The sequence below is a fragment of the Pseudomonas syringae group sp. J254-4 genome (assembly GCF_032586855.1).
Taxonomy (GTDB): domain Bacteria; phylum Pseudomonadota; class Gammaproteobacteria; order Pseudomonadales; family Pseudomonadaceae; genus Aquipseudomonas; species Aquipseudomonas amygdali.
In genome coordinates, this window is record NZ_JAWHOO010000007.1 from 61,200 (window position 1) to 77,311 (window position 16,112).

Below are 16,112 nucleotides of genomic sequence, written 5' to 3' on the forward strand. Positions count from 1 at the left end.
ATGCTGCCAGCAGTAAAATCGGGCCTGAAAGGGGATCTGGGAAAAAATCGCAAATCATTGTCTTAAAAAGCAATTTATAGGGTTGACAGGTGTTTTTAAAATTGTAGAATAGCGCGCCTCAGAGACGTGAACGCAACGATACAAACGAAGCGCAAAGGTCGATGAGATTGAAATCAACGAGTTAACAGCACGCTGGTTTCAAGGCAACAGGTTGTAAAGTTGAATCTGAAATCGATAGTTCCGCGATAGCTCAGTTGGTAGAGCAAGTGACTGTTAATCACTGGGTCCCTGGTTCGAGTCCAGGTCGTGGAGCCAGATTTCGCAAGATTCAATGCAGTTTCAGTCGGGGTATAGCGCAGTCCGGTAGCGCGCCTGCTTTGGGAGCAGGATGTCAGGAGTTCGAATCCCCTTACCCCGACCATATTTGGGTCGTTAGCTCAGTTGGTAGAGCAGTTGGCTTTTAACCAATTGGTCGTAGGTTCGAATCCCACACGACCCACCATTTTTGGCTCCAAGGTGTACCTTGGAGCCGAATCTTAAAGATCTGATGCCACTTGTATCAGGTCGCAGGCAGCTTGTTGAGGTGCCTTGTTTTACCGGGGTATAGCGCAGTCCGGTAGCGCGCCTGCTTTGGGAGCAGGATGTCAGGAGTTCGAATCCCCTTACCCCGACCAAACACTGTTGTGGCTGTATCTTTAGGACCTTGATGGGTGTTCATGTCTCAGTTTGAGGCAGGCTTTACCGTATGAGGGGTCTTATACCCAAACAAGCAGCCGTCTGTCGCGAAACATAGCGCCAGCAGGCTGTGATGTCAAATTGGAGCGCCCCGTACCGAGCGAAAGCTTGTGTACGGGGCGTTTTTTTTGGCAAAAAATGCTGTGCTGCGCGTGTATCGGCCCATCTGGAGCAGTCATTAGGCCGGATACTTAAATAATCGGCAGCGCGCCCCATCTGCTGATAATGGCAGATTGAGTATTTTTACGAATCGCTGCCCCGCTGATTATCCTGATCTACCGATCCATCCGGCCAGTTCCAGCATTTCAGGGCGTAGATGCCGAGCATCCTGGCTTGGGACAGGTCTGTCCTCGATCACTGGTTCAGCACCAGTGCCTCCGCCGGCAATATTGTTCTGTACCCACCTGGTGAGTTCCCCCAAGCTTCTCAACAGATCTTCCGGACTGGAGCAGCCTAAAGGTAGCTGGCTGACTGCGGTGTCGCGGTCATTAGCGGGTGAGGGCGTTTCGTCCCGGTTTACTGTCCTATTATCTGGACCAGATGATGGGCTCATAGTCGAGACAGGTGTAGACAGTGCGCGGGGCTTGGCCAAGGCCCGGCTAGCTAAGCTTCTGGCTTCTGCAGTGTTTTCGCGAGTGGTAGTTGACGGAGTCAAGTCCTTGACTGGAGCTGATATCGATCGATGTCTATCAGCACGCATCGTCGCATCCGTTTTTGCCATGTAGCTGATTTTGGCCGGTCGCTTTCCTCGTTCATTCATCACCTCCCGCATCATGTCGTAGTCGGGTTCGATGTAATCCATCGTGGTAGCTATATTCGAGTGGTTCAGCAATTTCTTGGTCAGATAAATGTTACGTTCCGGTAGCGTCATGAGCTCACTGGCGATCGTGTGCCGGAAGCGGTGAGGCGTCATCCGTATACCGGTCATCGCAGTGAGTTTTTTATACATCGCCTCGACTTGATTGGAGTTCATCTCATTACGGCGGTAGTGGCCTGAAAATCTGTTCACGTTGAACAGCTGGTCATTAGGCTGGAACCTCAAGCCCTTGGCTGCGTGCATAAGTGTTTCTAGCTGAGCCATCAGGCCGTCCGGGATCGGAATGAGGAACTCACGATGAGTCTTCTCTGTTTCGCCTCTGACTCTGATCAGCCGGTCGCGCAGGTATACGTCCGCATATCTCAGACATAGCAGCGCGTTGAGCCTGATCCCGGTGTAGTAGAAGGTTTCGAATACACTCAGCCAGAACCAGGCAGGTGTAATTTCTGTGCGTTTTGCGGTGTCACGCTCCTCTGCGGCCAACATCTTCAACCAGTTACGAGCGCGGACGCTTGCGTCGTTCGCAACTGTCTTTTTGGGGCGCTTGGGCGGCATCACACGCGTGTTTTTGAGTGGGTTGACAACAAGGTCTATCAGGCCGTGTTCGATTGCATAGCCGTAGATCGTACGCAAGTGGCTGGAGTAGGTGTTCCAGCTGCGCTTAGCAATCCGCTCAAGCTCAGACCTGCGCCAGTCCAGCATGTCGCGGTGTGTCGTCTCGCAGGCAAGGCAGTCGCCGAAGAACCTGACGTAGGATTTTGTGGCAGCCCAATAGATCTTGATGGTGTCGGGCCTCAGGTCATGGGTGAGAATATATTCCTGGGTCAGTTCCGGAAGCGTCATCGGTTTCATTCAGATGTGTCCTTGTCTACCAATTCGGCCAAGCTGATGACTGGGTTGTCATAGGGCACTTCGCTGAAGACGTCGGTAGGCTCTATGAGCAGATAGCCCCGTAGTTGTTTGCTTTTTCGCGGTCCTTTGACCAGGCATGTCCAGATGTTCAAGCCTGCGGCAGTCTTGCGATGTTTTTTCAGTTTCTCAAAAGATCGCTGAACGACCTGCCAGGCCTCCAGATCGCGCTCTTTCGCCTCTCGCTCTATGTCTGGGTGCTCAAGCGCATAACGTTTGAATATGTCCGGGCTCACCAAGAATGCCGTGCCATCTACGGTGTGCACACGTGCCTTGGCGTCGTTGATGATGACCCTGTGGGAGATCACGCCCCCCTTCAGCCAGGTGATGAAGTTCAATCCGTGACTTGAGCCACCTTCAGGCGAGACTTTCGCCGGCTCTTCCACTCGGGGTGTGTCATTCGTTGCCTTGTCACCCACAAGCTGCCGAGGTTGGCTTAGACGAGTAGCTGTCGGAGGAGGTGGCGAAAAGGGAATCTGATCATCATCGTCTATCGACTCGGGTGCTGGTTGAGTCGGGGATGTCGCTACCGGGTCGGGGAATAGATCGAGCAGCTCGTCCAGTGCATCAAAATCTTTCGCTGCAGCAGGTGCTTGCTTTGGTGCAGGGGGCGCTGCTGACGCTGCAGGCGCAGTTTTGTTGCTCACGGGTTGAGATTCGTGGTCTCCAGCAGTAACTGGCTCGTTTTCATCAGCAACTGCTGCCGATTCCACGGTCAGCGAGCCGGTATACGTCTCAGGTCTATCAGTTGTGTTTGGCCAGATCAGTGCCGGCGCTATTTTCAGCACCGTGAATGTGTTCTTCCAACCCCGACCATTGTCGATGCTGGCCTTCCATATCGCTTTCCCCTCTCCGTTGGGCTGAATGATTGCCTGATCCTGGAGCAGATTAAACATTGGGGCGTTGGAGGTGGGGATGTGTTCGATACCTTGTGACAGCAGATGAGCTCTGAGCTGATCTACGGCTGGCTTGCTGACAAGCCACAAGCCGTCCTGAGTCAACCATCCGTCCGAGGGACCGTCGGGCTGGTTCAACTTAAACTTCTCGGAGACGAGCATCCTCAAGCCTTCAGCTAGCTGCCGTTGAATGGACTGCTTGGGCGCAGACATAGCTCGTCCAGGATTGCCTCCGAGTTCCTGTGCCACGGAAGCCTGGTCAGCTTGGGAGACAATTTCACCAAGGATATCGGCATGCTCATACTGACCTGCGAACGCGAATACCAGTTGAGACCAGAGCTCGGGAAACCCACTGAGCCAGTCCATTGCCTTCGCCGGAATCACATTGGAGTAGATCAGCGACGAAGCGGCTCCATGCAACCGATAGTCTCGACCTTTCACATACTTGAATCGGTATGGCTGATCCAGAGGCCCGTGCCATGGATGCCAAGTAGTGCCATCTGCGAGCTCAACCTTGACGTCTACCGCAATCTTGCCCAGGTCGTGGACGAGCGCACCATAGGCCGATGCTGCAGACCATGCCTCTGATTGGGCAGCTTGTGATTCGGGAGGTGCTCCGATTGGGAGCAGATACATTTGCCGGATCTTGAGTGCGTACGCGACGATTTCGAGACCGTGATCGAGCATGCCACCATGATATGCATGGTGATGATTCTCAGAGGCAGGAAGATGTTGCACCAAGGCTGCGTAGCTCTTGAATGCCTGCATGTAAAGCGTCTCGAACTGCTCACGGGGCAGAGAGGTCCGCTGCCAGATGTTTTCAATCAGCTGCCGCCGCCGGGTTGTCGACAGCAGCGCATCGGGAGACTCTGGTTTGAAAAAGCCTGCAGCAGCAATGGAGATCGGAGACGCTTTTCTTCGCGTGAAGAAACTAAGCATTTAGGCACCCATGATGAAGTCATTGGTGGGCCTTTTGCTCTATATGGCTCAGCGTGACAAGTCGAAACCTATATCCATCCTAGAAAGGTTTTCTGCTTAAGCCTCTACCTGATTGGTTGGGATCCAAACGGTGTCAGCAACCGGATGTTGCCATGCCTGAGTAGAAAATTGTAGTCTCCAAGTAACTGTTAAGTAAGATTTTTTGTAAGTTTCATTTTACGGAGAGCTGCCGTTCCAACCCTTTCGACATCCATTTCCGGCGGACTCGCCGGCCTTTTCGGGTAAGGCACTTACCCTTATTCCCCCATTCCATTCAAACCCTTCGCTCTTCCATTTGCCTCAGCCCATTTCCCCCCCTTTCGGTGCGGAGATCTAGGGCAGAGGAAGACGGACAGCCGTTGGTCGGGTCCGAAGTCAAAGGAATGGGGCAGTCAAAGCTCAACAGGCTGTATGAGCTCCGGTCCTTGATTCCTCACGTTCCCCACTGCGCGATCAACCGGGAACCATTCAAAATCGTCAACATTCCTGCAGTGCTCTTTTGCCAATGCTTCGGCTTTCTGCGGTGTGGTTTCGGAATCAAGCCATGCCCGCGCATCTTCTGCCGTCAGTACCACCGGGCGGCGATCATGAATGTCGACCATTCCCGAGTCGCTTGCCGACGTGATGATGACAAACCCGTCACCATCATGCGGCTCAAGACCTCTGTGGACCTGAGCCAATGCCGCGAAGAACATAGGCTTTTTACTCTTGAGACGGATGAAGTAGGGCTGCTTTTTCTTGGGGGCATCCGGGTCCTTCACCCATTCAAACCAACCGTTCGCTGGGGCAACTGCCCGTCCGGTAGGCCAGAGCTCTTTGAAGAACTTTCCCGTCATTACGGTTTCGACTCGAGCGTTGATTGGGGCTGGTCGTTTGCCTTTAGCCCAGAAAGGCTCCCACCCCCACCGAACCTTGTCGACACTCAGACCCTCCTCGGTGGGACGGATGATCTCAACCCGAGTGCTAGGAGCCACGTTGTAGCGCTCTATGGGCAGGAGGTCGTACCCATTGATCACGATCTGCTCTGGGGCAAGCTCCTTGAGGTAGTGGTCCATTGATTCGTATATCGAGTAGCGTCCGCACATGATGTCACCCCTAATGTCACTCGTCGAAAATGCCTTTCAGTACGATTGACCGCGCGCTGGCCAAAGAGTTAACTGTATATCTATACAGCTAACTTTATAGAAAGGTCTTCATCATGAGCGTAGTCATTCTTGGTCCGTTGTCTGAAGGGGGTATCAAGCTACCGCTCTACTCATTTCAGGTGCCAGCTGGGTTTGCTTCTCCCGCTGTCGATTACATCGAGAAGCACGTGTCTCTAGACGAACTGGCCGAGGTACGGGCACCGCATGTCTACCTGGCGAAAATTCTCGGAGACAGCATGATTGGGGCAGGTATTTTTGATAAGGATCTGATCGTCGTTGATCGCAGTCGCACTGCCGAGCATGGAGAGATCGTTGTGGCAGCGCTTAATAATTCGGAACCGATTTGCAAGCGGCTCTTCATGATGGATGGGGTTGTCAAACTTCAATCCGAAAATAGTGCCTACCCGTCCAAGCACATCCTGGAGGGTGACAACCTCGTCATCTGGGGCGTAGTGAACTACAGCATGCGCCGTCATGGAAAAGCATGAGGCTGTCTTCGCGCTTATCGATTGCAATTGCTTCTATGCCAGCTGCGAGCGTGTTTTTCGTCCAGATCTGGAGAAAACGCCCATCGTGGTACTCAGCAATAACGACGGTTGCGTCATCGCCCGTAGCTACGACGCCAAGCCATTTGTGAAAATGGGGGCTCCCTATTTTCAGATCAAAGAGGTGTTGCGCCGCCACGGCATAAAGGTGTTCAGCAGCAACTACGCGCTCTATGGCGACATGAGCGAGCGTGTCATGTCGATCATCGAGTCGATGGTGCCAGCCTCCGAGGTCTACAGCATCGATGAGGCGTTTGCAGACCTCACCGGGGTCCCTGGCGATCTCACCGCGTTCGGTCGACGCATCCGGGCGAACATTCTTAAATGCACTGGCATTCCTGTGGGTGTGGGTATCGGTCCTACGAAAACGCTCGCCAAGCTGGCAAACCACACTGCTAAGCGACTGCTATCGCATACAGGCGGTGTTGTAGACATTTGCGACCTGCATAACCGCAACTGGGTACTGCGTAATACGGCGGTCTCAGAGGTCTGGGGGGTAGGGAAGAAGATGAATGCCCACCTGGAGGCTATGAACATCCGCACCACAATGGACCTTGCAACCGCCGACCCGCGTACTCTGCGCGACAGGTTCAGCGTGGTCATTGAAAAGACGGCACGTGAGCTGGCAGGTACTTCGTGCCTGGAGCTGGGCGAAGCTGCACCACCCAAGCAGGAGATCTGTTGCAGCCGAATGTTCGGAAAACGGCTAACCACCATTCAGCCTATCAAAGAGGCGGTGGCCACCTACACTCAGCGTGCGGCCGAGAAGCTCCGTTCTCAAAACTCGCTGTGCAAGAAGATCCGCGTCAGCATCCGTACCGGCATGTTCAATCCGGAAGAAGCCAAGTACGCCAACGGCGCTTTGGTTGAATTGCCATACCCCACCAACGACGTGCGCTTGATGACCAGGGCGGCGACTGAGGCAGTGAATCGTTTGTTTCGACCGGGGTTCAAGTACAGCAAAGCTGAGGTTCTGTTGCTGGATCTGAGACAGCCTGGCGAATTTACGGATGACATGTTCGCTGCTTCGCAGCCGGCATCTTCGGAGAAGGTCATGGGAGTCCTGGACGCGATCAATACACGCTGGGGCAGAGGGACTTTACGAGCTGGGAGTGTTCCTTCCAATCCAGAATGGGCGATGCGTCGCGAGCTGATGAGTCAGAGTTATACGACCAGGCTTGATCAATTATGGGAGGTGAAAAGTCTTTAGTAGCTTTGTAGCGGTAGGGATCAAGGCGCGGATGCACTTGGATTACTGGGACAGTATTTCATTCGAAAACACTGTCGAACCGAACAGCTAAACGGTTTGAATCAGTTGGCCGGCTATTCGTCGGAAGGTTGATTTCCAAGGGAAAGTTGGTTGAATATGAGTGGGTATAGGTCTATAAATGATGTCAGAACGACATATTTGAGTGAGTCACGAGGTGGCTATGAGCACAAACGCTAAAAGAGATGACGGCACTGCGATGCGGATCGGGCAAAGCCTGGGACGCAGCGTGGCTGGAGTGTTGCGTCTGGAAAAAGCGATGTGGTCATCGTTGACTCGTGCAGGCTTGCCTAGTTCGATTATGAGCCCTATTAAGTGGGTTGCTCGCGCGGCAGTGATCGGTACTGGTGCATTCTTCGCTGCGTGGGGGCTGCTGTACGTTTTGGCGGTCGTGTGCTTCCTTGCAATAGCTATCGGTTTTGTCACCAACCCTGGGATTGAACGCGGGCTCCGTGGTTCACAGCTCGTTCATTTTGACCAGGCCTCGGAAGATGAATTTGGTAAGAACCAGTCGGGCTGGATGACTGGTCCACAAGGTTATGGCTATTACGAAAATGGCCTGAAGCAGCAGTGAGTTAATTTGGAGCCCGATGCCAAGATCAGTAACTCGGCATCGAGCATCCTCCTACCTATTTCTTCATCTGCGACATGATTATATTTGCACCGCCTCCTCCTGCTGATTTGGCGTCCCTCGTACCTTCAGTCAAGCCTTGCATAAGTCCGCCGATAGTCGCACCTCCCCATCCCAACGCGAGTACCCAGAAGCTTGGGAGCACAATGAACATGGCACCCATCACGAAGTCCAGCAGCAAGTCTCCTTGGGCATTGCTGGCCCCAAACACTGGGTCAAAATTGGAGTGGGGAACGTTACTGCCGATCCCGTTACCGTAAAGGGCGTCCAAAATCGTGCTATCCACCCAGCGGGCCAGCTGGAACCAGAAGTCGACGAAGATCAAAGCGAACGCAGCAAAAGTAATCGTCATAACGACCTTCAGATCAAACATCCCGATCACCAGCACAAATGGAATGCAAATGATGAGAGCCATCTTCAGGAAGGCCATCACCATTGGGGCGGCTTGCCTTACGCTGTCCATGGCTGGATACATCACAAGAGATCCCGCTGCCTGACCAGCTGTAGCTGCAAGGCGTGTGAAGTCATTTAGCACAGAGCCACCGACTTGACCGCCATAGTCTGAATAAACCTGTCCCTGAGTCAGTTGCTGCTTCCTTGGCGAGACCAGATCGCGGATGACTGAGTCATCGACTTCGGTCTGTGTCATGAACTTTGCCCACTGAGCAAGCTTGCTCAGCAGATCTGGACTAACTTGTTCCAGCAGCCTGGCTCTGAGGCCGACGTTCCCATCCGACCACCATTGAGTGCATGTGGGGAATCCACCACCACCAGTGGTTTGCGGTAGGCCAGCGTCCCGGGTCGCGTCATAGGGCCATCTGGTTCGAGGAGTGTGTGACCTGAATCCAGAGAAACCATCGCTGTAATAGCCGGATGTTTGTAGGAAGAAGTGCGAACCGATCCAGTTGACGTCGTTGAGTTGATCGTTGCTGAGTGTTGGCTGCGTCATGAACAGCTTTGCGCGCGCACGTGCGTAGCAATCGTTCGTGAAGTCAGCGACCTCCTGGGCAAGCAGCGGATCGTTAATGCGGGCCTTGTTGACTTCCATCCGGACCTGTTGCAAGTCCACTCCACAGGGAATGGCCGCGACTGAGGCTGCAGTTGCTGCCTTGGACATCGCATGCACAAACAGCCACCAGACGGGCACAGTGGCGCTTTTACCGTTCAGTGTACTGAAGGATGTTTCCCAGCCTGTATCAGTCGGATTGGGTATCGAGTATTGGCATTGGTCAGATCGGCTTCGGTCGAACTGGATGGTATCGATGCTGACGTTCACCAGGGGCATGCAGGCAAGAATTATCACGAGGATTGCTGTGTAGAACCGGTTCTCCACTCGGGCCAGGGAAAGGACGCCCTTGTTGCCCTCATCAGCTCCTTCACCGCGGGCTCTTAGCCATTCGCTGATGACAATGGCCGCAAAGGGGGCCGCGAATAGTCCGCTATCCTCGATCATGTTCCAGATGCCACTGTTGATGAGCCATCCGACGAGCGTCAGGTAATACTCAAGGTAGTCATTCGTGTGCAAGATCATGGCAGTTCGACTCCCGCTACAGTGGCGGCGCGGCGAAGTTCGAAAAGGAGAACGACGAAGATGGCCATGACCTCGCAGCGCCGAAGACCCGAGGGAAATGGATGTGTGTCTGATGCTCGCTGTTTAAGGGTGCGCCTGAGCCTGTACCAGCCAAGTCCTATCGCTGCATAAAGCGACAGCCGCCAGGCCAGCATGTAGTTGTAGTGCGTTTTTTGCCATTCCCTGAACTGCTCAATATCTCCAAAGAAATGCGCGATGGCTGTCATGAAAATCACAGCCAGAACAATGGTCAGCACGACCGGCCAGGTGAATGAAACGAGCGCCTTCGCGCCCCTACGTAGCCATCCCTTGGCAACCGGCGATGAACTCATGATCAGTTACCTTTCGCAGGGTTCTGCAGCTGCTCGAGGCGGTCAGGGGTTGGATCGCCTTGAAAGATGCCCTTGGAGCTGTCCTTCCGGCTCTGAGCTCTTTGTAGAATGGCTGTCGGTGAGTTGCTGGCCAGGTTGCGACGCATATCCAGCTCGGTCTTCAGGTTGTCAATTTCCTGTTGCAGGCTGCTGTTCTGCTGACTGACCGCCTGCAGGGCCACATCGTTCGCGGCAATGTTCGGCTCTTTGCTGCCGGTGAACATGGTGCGCTGAAGCAGTAGCGCTTTGCCGAGAACCTCAGATAAAGCGACCTCTGAAGCAAGACGTTTTGCGAGGATATCTTGGTCATGCTCAGTCCTTAGTGCCTCGACCACTCCACGGGTAACAGGCAGAGAATCGCTGCTCGCTGCAGTCAAGTTTTCCGAGGTGAGCGCTTTGTTGCCCGAGATCAATTCCTGCAGCGCCTTTAGCTTGGAGTCGTAGGATTCCTGGATGAGAGGAGTGAGCCCAACGCCGGCAGTGGACGTCGTTTTGGTGCAATCCTCGCAAGTGCGTTGTTGTTGCTCTCCCAGTACACGATTGGCGAAAGTGGTGGCTGCCTGAGGCGATGACCAGGTGGAACACACCATGCCGTTGTTGCAGGCCGAAGGACTAATGGACGATGTATCGGCAGCGCCGCGTCCGTTCAGCAAGTTGTATCCCGCACGGGTAACGTCGCCTACAACCTTGATAGGTTGCTGGCCAGATCCGCCGGCCTTATTTCCTCCGAGCCACGTAATACCGTCATTCCCTCCCTGCTTTTCGACCTGTGCAACGGCTGATACAGCATCTGTGTTCCCGTTTTTCACCGCCTGACTCATAGCCTGGCCCTCGGCGATCTTGTTCCAGCCCATCTGTCCTCCGGCGACATCGAGCATCTTGTCGGCAATGGCACGGCAAGTGCCTTTGGAGCGGTCGAAGTCAAGACGACCCTGCAGGATGCCGTTGGTGAGCAGGTTGTACAAAGCGGGGTTGGCACGCTGAATAATCAGTCCTGGTAGTGATGAAACGGCGCTGGTAGCGTTTGAGATCATCGACCCCATGATCGTCTGAAATCCGGAAGTTGCTCCATTTAACTGATTCTGGAGCGTGTTGTTCATGTTCATGTTTCCGCAGACCAGGTTGCTGTTCCAACCTCCGCCGATGCTGATGCTATCCATATTCCCCGCCGTACCCATCGTCACAGCGTTGCCGCCTCCGACGCTGTAGAGCACGTCGTCGCCAATCACGCTGCCCGACGAGCTTGCATTGATTCCCGGAATTTCGGCGAGAGCACTGTGGGCTGTCAGGGTGCTCATGAATGCGATAGTCAGAAAGGCAGCGCGGCGCATAGTTGAAGTCCTCTTGATCATCATTGAAAGTCCGTACTGCCAAGAAAGGTTTGTCCTTCCCGCTTGCAGCAGGAATACGGCCGCCATAACGCCCAGGCGTAACCACCATCGGTTGCCTGAACACGGGGCTGGGAGTTTGGAAATACCGCGCAGCTTTGACTGAGGGTCGGCGTCAGCTCTTGCCACTTACCGGTGGTGGCGTCGGTCTCGATCAATTCTCCTGCAGGCCAGTAGCCTGGCTGGGGCTGTGCCAGAAGCGGTTGATAGACGTGAACCTGGCCGCTGCGAGTGACCACGTCACCAGCACGCTGCGCGATCACGGAGGCCGCCTTGTAATCGTCGGCTTGATGGATAAAACCACTGCGAGGGTAGACGCTTCCCCACATGTCCCCCGACGTCAGACCACCCACCTCTCGACGGCCGGGAATAAGTGCTTCTGGATACACTGATTCTGGAACTCCGTAACGCCAGGCGACGGTGTCCAAAGTGCTCAGCAGGTAGGGCATGTAGGGCGTGGCAGCGCCCTGACAGGCATAACCCGAGGCGCTGGCAAACTTACTGAATGTTGCTCCTCCGGGGTGGCCTATGACGTCAGCGTTTTTGAATTTAGCCAGGCTATCTTCGTTGTTGTGATTGGTGGTTCCGTCACCGCCATCCTGGGCGAATGAATTTGATGAACTCAACGAAGAGACCTCAATCCACGGGTTTTCACCGGTATTCGAGTAGCTTGAGACTACGGCGTCTGGAACGAAGTGACGAACCTTGGTCGACGTCTTCACCTTGCATCCAAACGGGGTGCAAAGCAGCCAGTAGCAGATCCCGACCACCTTGTACTCCAAACAGTCAGGCGACAGGGTTGAGGCGACTAGGGTGGCAGATGTCACCGTGCCCGCTGCTGCCGGCCAGGTTGATATCGACAAGGCTAAGGCTGCCCATGCTGGAGGCTTTCGCAGGTTCATCGCGGCGCATCTCCCTGGCCAGATGCGTTCTGATATTTGGCGGCGGTGCGCCACTGGGCAATGCGATATTCAGCCGCCGTAGCGTTAGTTTCCCCGTACACCACAAACTTGCTGTCGACCACCACTGCAGGCACCTTCGTTACTCCCATGCTCCAGGCGTCTACGAGGTCTTGTTGAGCCAAAGCCAGATCTCGTTGCAAGCGCTGCGCATCGCTACTCTTGAGGCGTTGCTGCATGATTGCGATGGCTTGTTGCTGATTCGCCGGGAGTCCTTCAGAGAGCTTGGCCTCAAGCCGTTCTGATTCGTCCAGGAGGATCAACCGTACATGTGCCGGTGCCTGAACTGGGTGGTTCCGGTCAGTAATGATCCACGTCTCCGCGCTCGCGAAGGAGGCCTGAGTGGCCGCAATCAAGATCAGGAAGGCCTTGCGACTGGAGCTAGAGTGTCTGGAGGGGGGCATGATGCAGTACCTGCAGGTGATGTCAGGCATAGAGAACGCGATTAATGAACTCTAGTCAGTAGGAAACCGTTATCTGCGTGGTTGGGGTTTGCGGGCGTCTGCCTGGATAGTGCGGCCGCCACCAAGTCAAAGGCGCGGTAGCATCCCGTGATATTGCTCTAAGTAGAAACGAAACTGGCGGGCGATATGTGGTCCATAGTAAACTGTGGAATTAGATTTTGTAACGGGGCTTAACCGATGGCTGATGCACCACTTTTAAAGCCAGGTGAGGTCGATTCAGAGCATTTTTCGCTTCTGTTGAGCGACACCAAAACCAGCGGTGAAAAGGTCATAGCTGCGCTGCATGACCACCTTGTTGGTGGCCTTTCAGCAAAGGAAGCTACTGACAAGCATGACGTCACACCGAGCCAATTCTATAACCGGCTGAAGGGGATAAATGACAGGCATGCATTCGTCTTCAAGGCGATTAAATTCTACAGATAGGTGTGGAATATTTGTTGATTATTCCATAGTTTACTATAGAGTTGTCTTCATTGAAGAAAATCAATGAGGGTCGAAAATGGCGCAGAGAATCCAATGCCCCGAGTGCACAGGCCCGCTCAAGGTCTGGATCGATCAAGCCCAGCCCTAGAAAGCTGGGCAGTGTCAGCAGAAACAGGCCACTTTCGGCCTCCGGATCGAGCAGGACAACGCCCAGGAGGGCAAAGCAAATGGCTGTGGTTATCGATATCCAATCATTGCTCCCGCGCATTACTGCCGTTGGTTCTGCGCTTGATGTGTTGGCCAGCGTCACTGATGCGAGTGAGCGTGTCTCTGAGCCAACGACACCAGAGCAGCAAGCGGCAATGCAGCAGGTGAACATCGAGCGTGGCAAATTGTATGAAGACTTGCTCACGTTGTTGGTCAAGCCGCAAGCCAAGCGTGCCGCCGAAGCTGCCGCTTTGCGTGCTGTATTCGCCCAGGTATCGCGATGCCTCAAAGATCAGCCGCTGGCTCTCGAAACGCTTGAGGCCTATGAAGAAGACGCTGCGAATAGCCATTCCGACGTGCCTCGGCTGCGGGGGTTCCTGCAAGGTTTGTACGCCGGTAAGTTGGTGTCATTTGAGGACTATTGCGAAGTTGATGCCCTCATCGTGTCAGCCTTCAATTTGTAAGGGAAAACGACATGGCTATGACCAGCACTACCGCGACACCCGCCCAGCGTGCATGGTTGGAGCAGTACGAAAGAGAGACGACCTTTGAGCCGCTTTATCAGGGTGAGCTGGACAGCGGCACGATGACTTGGGCTGAGGTAGCGAGGGCTAACGTTGATTGGTTTGAGTTCTGGGCGATGGATGCCCACTTGGCCATCCAGAAAAACAATCCTGCGGATCTGGAAGACGATCCGGCTGCATAGGAAAAGACTGATGACGAATGAAGAAATGAAGGACCGCGTTCTGGCTAACTTCCGCAAGACCGTTGCGGAAATGGAGCAGGCAACCGGCGAGCTGTACTTGCAAAAGCAGTGGAGGGCCATCGGTTTACTTGCTGCGCTTAATGAGTGCGGGCTGACCAGCGACGCCGAGCACAACAAATTGCTCCTCGATGCGCATTACGTTTCGTAGACAGGAAAACAGACCATGACCGCCAAGCTCAGTGAGCCGATGCAAAACGTACTGATGAAGCTGGGGACCGGCTGGGGTTGGGATGACTTCGGCGTGCATGGTCCCCTGTCCTACGCTGCTCGGGTGCGCACCTGCGAAGCGCTGCAAAACGTAATCGCGACTTTTGCGACCCCGATCCTGCTTGGAAGGACGTTGCCTGTGAAAGATCAGGTGACCGACCGCTCCGGTGTCCTGACTGGGGTAGCCCTTGCGCTTACGCCGAAAGAGGTCGTGAGCGGCAAGGTGATTGTTCTGTTAGCAGGAAACCTTACCAAGCGCAGTAAATCCAGCGTTATCGGTTGGGGCGTTACTACCCCAGCGACTGCAGTTGAGATTCCCAATACCACAACCGAAAGCTTCCACAACCAGGTTGTGTTAGCTCAAGGACAATCCCAAGTCATTCCGTTTGGCAACTGCAAATTAGCCGAGGGCAAGCCGCCCAGTTGCTCCCACAAGCTCGTACTTAACGCAAGCTCGCAGTAGTTAGGAAATCGAATATGTGGACACCAAAGGCATACGTAATGTGCTGCGAGCCGGTTATCATGGTGGAGGATGTTTCGGGTGCTGTATCCCTTGACCACTGCACTGTTGTTGCTGGGCACGCAGTTGCATAGGAAAAGACCTTATCGCACCCAGTGCCTACCGCGGGCCTGGCTGCCGCTCAGCTTCACTCCAAGCCTCGCTTCGTGCGGGGCTTGGCCAGTAGAAACACACGACTTTTGCACTAAAAAGACACAAGGAACGTCTTATGAAATTAGAAGTGGCTCAATTGATTGCGGTTTTGGCTTCTATAGGTCTGGGAGAAGCAGGGCAGCGCACTGCAGATCTGGCCTACAGCGAGGCATTTATTATTGCTCTGCTCTTGGGATTTTTTCTGATGATGGCAGCCCTTGCGCGCGAGGTCTTTGAAGTGCTGCGTGAAAAGTCATTGATATGATAGGCAGAACTGCCTATTTGCCTGCCTAGGCAACATTGCCTATTTCTCTAGAAGAGGTGCATGTGGATAATCGCACTCGATACCTGCAACTGCTAGATACCTATGGGATTACCCAAGCCTACAGCGCCAAGCTTATCGCGGCGGTTACAGCGCGGCCTTGCGCAGCGCGGACAGTTCGGTCGTGGCTCAACGATCCTGAAAAGCCAAGCTCAACACCATGCCCCGACTATGCAGTTGCGAATCTGGAAAAGGCCATTGATTTGATGCTCAGTGCCGTAGAGCGTCGTAAGCAGAGTCAAGGGTAATCGCACCAGGTGCACCATAAGCCCCGGCCTAAGAACCGGGGCCGAGGCCGTAGAGGGATGCAGTTCTAGCGTCCGACCAAGGAACGAAAAAATATGAAGGCAGTGGTATTTACGGTTTTGGCTCTTGCGTCAGCGACGGCCTCCGCTGAAACAATCAACATCACCTCTGAACTTACTCACAATGGCCAGCTCGTGAGTAATTTTTCTGCTGGTGTGGAGAACGGCAAACAGCAGCGTTTCCGCGACGTGTCTCTTGTGGACTACACCGAATCCGCAACTGAAAAAGCGGGTGTAGTCAAACGTCATAAGGCACAGCTGGAAACTGGCTTTCAAATGACGCTGGTGCCTCGTATTACCAGCACCGGTGATATCAGCTATCAGGTCACTGCCAGCAATCAAAAGCTTATAAGCATGGAAAAATCGCAGGCAGGTAGAGCTGTCATTGATGTACCACACACCGTAAGCAACAGCTTCACCCAAACGCGAATTGCTAAAAACGGCGAACCCGTAGATTTCCCATTTGGCGCAAGCGGTGCCGATTCAGGCTATGTACTGACCATCAAGGGAACACACCCTCGATAATAGAAACTTTCAAGGCCGACCAAATTGGCA

At 54.0% G+C, this 16,112-nt stretch carries 18 protein-coding genes and 4 tRNA genes; 14 read left to right on the forward strand and 8 right to left on the reverse strand.

Going from position 1 to position 16,112, the window contains the following annotated elements:
- The first annotated feature begins 239 nt into the window (after window positions 1–239).
- The 4 genes from RYB09_RS10965 (at window position 240) to RYB09_RS10980 (ending at window position 674) form a co-directional block, all read left to right on the forward strand.
- Window positions 240–315 (forward strand) — tRNA-Asn (locus RYB09_RS10965).
- Window positions 316–344: 29 nt separating this feature from the next.
- Window positions 345–421, forward strand: a tRNA-Pro gene (locus RYB09_RS10970).
- A 5-nt stretch (window positions 422–426) separates the two neighbouring features.
- Window positions 427–502, forward strand: a tRNA-Lys gene (locus RYB09_RS10975).
- Between the two features lie 95 nt (window positions 503–597).
- Window positions 598–674: transfer RNA gene (locus RYB09_RS10980), tRNA-Pro, on the forward strand.
- A gap of 326 nt (window positions 675–1,000) precedes the next feature.
- Here RYB09_RS10980 and xerC read toward each other — a convergent pair.
- The 3 genes from xerC to RYB09_RS10995 form a co-directional block, all read right to left on the reverse strand.
- Complete coding sequence (gene xerC, locus RYB09_RS10985; protein WP_316888325.1) at window positions 1,001–2,404, reverse strand: site-specific integrase; 1,404 nt, start codon at window positions 2,402–2,404, stop codon at window positions 1,001–1,003.
- Window positions 2,401–4,296 carry a MobH family relaxase gene (mobH, locus tag RYB09_RS10990; RefSeq protein WP_316888327.1) on the reverse strand — a complete coding sequence of 632 codons (1,896 nt, stop codon included), beginning with the start codon at window positions 4,294–4,296 and terminating at the stop codon, window positions 2,401–2,403. The genes xerC and mobH overlap by 4 nt, the downstream gene beginning before the upstream one ends.
- A gap of 431 nt (window positions 4,297–4,727) precedes the next feature.
- Window positions 4,728–5,420, reverse strand: a complete 693-nt coding sequence (locus RYB09_RS10995; RefSeq protein ID WP_316888329.1) for an SOS response-associated peptidase family protein — start codon at window positions 5,418–5,420, stop codon at window positions 4,728–4,730.
- A gap of 113 nt (window positions 5,421–5,533) precedes the next feature.
- Here RYB09_RS10995 and RYB09_RS11000 point away from each other — a divergent pair, with 113 nt between their 5' ends.
- The 3 genes from RYB09_RS11000 (at window position 5,534) to RYB09_RS11010 (ending at window position 7,866) form a co-directional block, all read left to right on the forward strand.
- On the forward strand, window positions 5,534–5,968 hold the full coding sequence (locus RYB09_RS11000; protein ID WP_003318766.1) for a LexA family protein: 435 nt from the start codon (window positions 5,534–5,536) through the stop codon (window positions 5,966–5,968).
- On the forward strand, window positions 5,955–7,235 hold the full coding sequence (gene umuC, locus RYB09_RS11005; RefSeq protein WP_316888331.1) for a translesion error-prone DNA polymerase V subunit UmuC: 1,281 nt from the start codon (window positions 5,955–5,957) through the stop codon (window positions 7,233–7,235). The genes RYB09_RS11000 and umuC overlap by 14 nt, the downstream gene beginning before the upstream one ends.
- 220 nt (window positions 7,236–7,455) lie before the next feature.
- A complete protein-coding gene (locus RYB09_RS11010; protein WP_316888333.1) occupies window positions 7,456–7,866 on the forward strand; it encodes a DUF3742 family protein in 411 nt (136 codons plus the stop codon).
- A gap of 55 nt (window positions 7,867–7,921) precedes the next feature.
- Here the strand turns inward: RYB09_RS11010 and RYB09_RS11015 are convergent, their stop codons facing one another.
- Genes RYB09_RS11015 through RYB09_RS11035 form a run of 5 tightly spaced genes read right to left on the reverse strand, consistent with a single transcriptional unit; the run spans window position 7,922 to window position 12,615 of the window.
- Window positions 7,922–9,454: a conjugal transfer protein TraG N-terminal domain-containing protein gene (locus RYB09_RS11015; RefSeq protein ID WP_316888335.1), complete on the reverse strand. Its 1,533-nt coding sequence runs from the start codon at window positions 9,452–9,454 to the stop codon at window positions 7,922–7,924.
- The gene (locus RYB09_RS11020) at window positions 9,451–9,825 is read right to left on the reverse strand and encodes a hypothetical protein (RefSeq protein WP_316888337.1); all 375 of its coding nucleotides are present in this window, start codon (window positions 9,823–9,825) and stop codon (window positions 9,451–9,453) included. Before RYB09_RS11020 ends, RYB09_RS11015 begins: the two co-directional genes overlap by 4 nt.
- Window positions 9,826–9,827: 2 nt before the next feature.
- Window positions 9,828–11,219 (reverse strand): integrating conjugative element protein, encoded by a 1,392-nt coding sequence (locus tag RYB09_RS11025; protein ID WP_316888339.1) that lies wholly within the window; start codon window positions 11,217–11,219, stop codon window positions 9,828–9,830.
- Complete coding sequence (locus RYB09_RS11030; RefSeq protein ID WP_044345638.1) at window positions 11,216–12,154, reverse strand: TIGR03756 family integrating conjugative element protein; 939 nt, start codon at window positions 12,152–12,154, stop codon at window positions 11,216–11,218. Before RYB09_RS11030 ends, RYB09_RS11025 begins: the two co-directional genes overlap by 4 nt.
- Window positions 12,151–12,615: a TIGR03757 family integrating conjugative element protein gene (locus RYB09_RS11035; protein ID WP_316888343.1), complete on the reverse strand. Its 465-nt coding sequence runs from the start codon at window positions 12,613–12,615 to the stop codon at window positions 12,151–12,153. Before RYB09_RS11035 ends, RYB09_RS11030 begins: the two co-directional genes overlap by 4 nt.
- Window positions 12,616–12,852: 237 nt before the next feature.
- On the opposite strand from RYB09_RS11035, the gene RYB09_RS11040 reads away from it, so the two are divergent.
- From RYB09_RS11040 to RYB09_RS11070, 7 genes are all read left to right on the forward strand, one after another.
- A complete protein-coding gene (locus RYB09_RS11040) occupies window positions 12,853–13,098 on the forward strand; it encodes a PapB/FocB family fimbrial expression transcriptional regulator (protein WP_316888345.1) in 246 nt (81 codons plus the stop codon).
- Between the two features lie 227 nt (window positions 13,099–13,325).
- A complete protein-coding gene (locus tag RYB09_RS11045) occupies window positions 13,326–13,769 on the forward strand; it encodes a hypothetical protein (RefSeq protein ID WP_316888347.1) in 444 nt (147 codons plus the stop codon).
- An 11-nt stretch (window positions 13,770–13,780) separates the two neighbouring features.
- A complete protein-coding gene (locus tag RYB09_RS11050) occupies window positions 13,781–14,011 on the forward strand; it encodes a hypothetical protein (protein WP_316888349.1) in 231 nt (76 codons plus the stop codon).
- A 10-nt stretch (window positions 14,012–14,021) separates the two neighbouring features.
- Window positions 14,022–14,219 carry a hypothetical protein gene (locus RYB09_RS11055; protein WP_316888351.1) on the forward strand — a complete coding sequence of 66 codons (198 nt, stop codon included), beginning with the start codon at window positions 14,022–14,024 and terminating at the stop codon, window positions 14,217–14,219.
- Between the two features lie 15 nt (window positions 14,220–14,234).
- A complete protein-coding gene (locus tag RYB09_RS11060; RefSeq protein ID WP_316888354.1) occupies window positions 14,235–14,741 on the forward strand; it encodes a hypothetical protein in 507 nt (168 codons plus the stop codon).
- 265 nt (window positions 14,742–15,006) lie between these two features.
- Window positions 15,007–15,195 carry a hypothetical protein gene (locus RYB09_RS11065; RefSeq protein ID WP_316888355.1) on the forward strand — a complete coding sequence of 63 codons (189 nt, stop codon included), beginning with the start codon at window positions 15,007–15,009 and terminating at the stop codon, window positions 15,193–15,195.
- 398 nt (window positions 15,196–15,593) lie between these two features.
- A complete protein-coding gene (locus tag RYB09_RS11070; protein ID WP_316888357.1) occupies window positions 15,594–16,082 on the forward strand; it encodes a hypothetical protein in 489 nt (162 codons plus the stop codon).
- Window positions 16,083–16,112 lie beyond the last annotated feature (30 nt).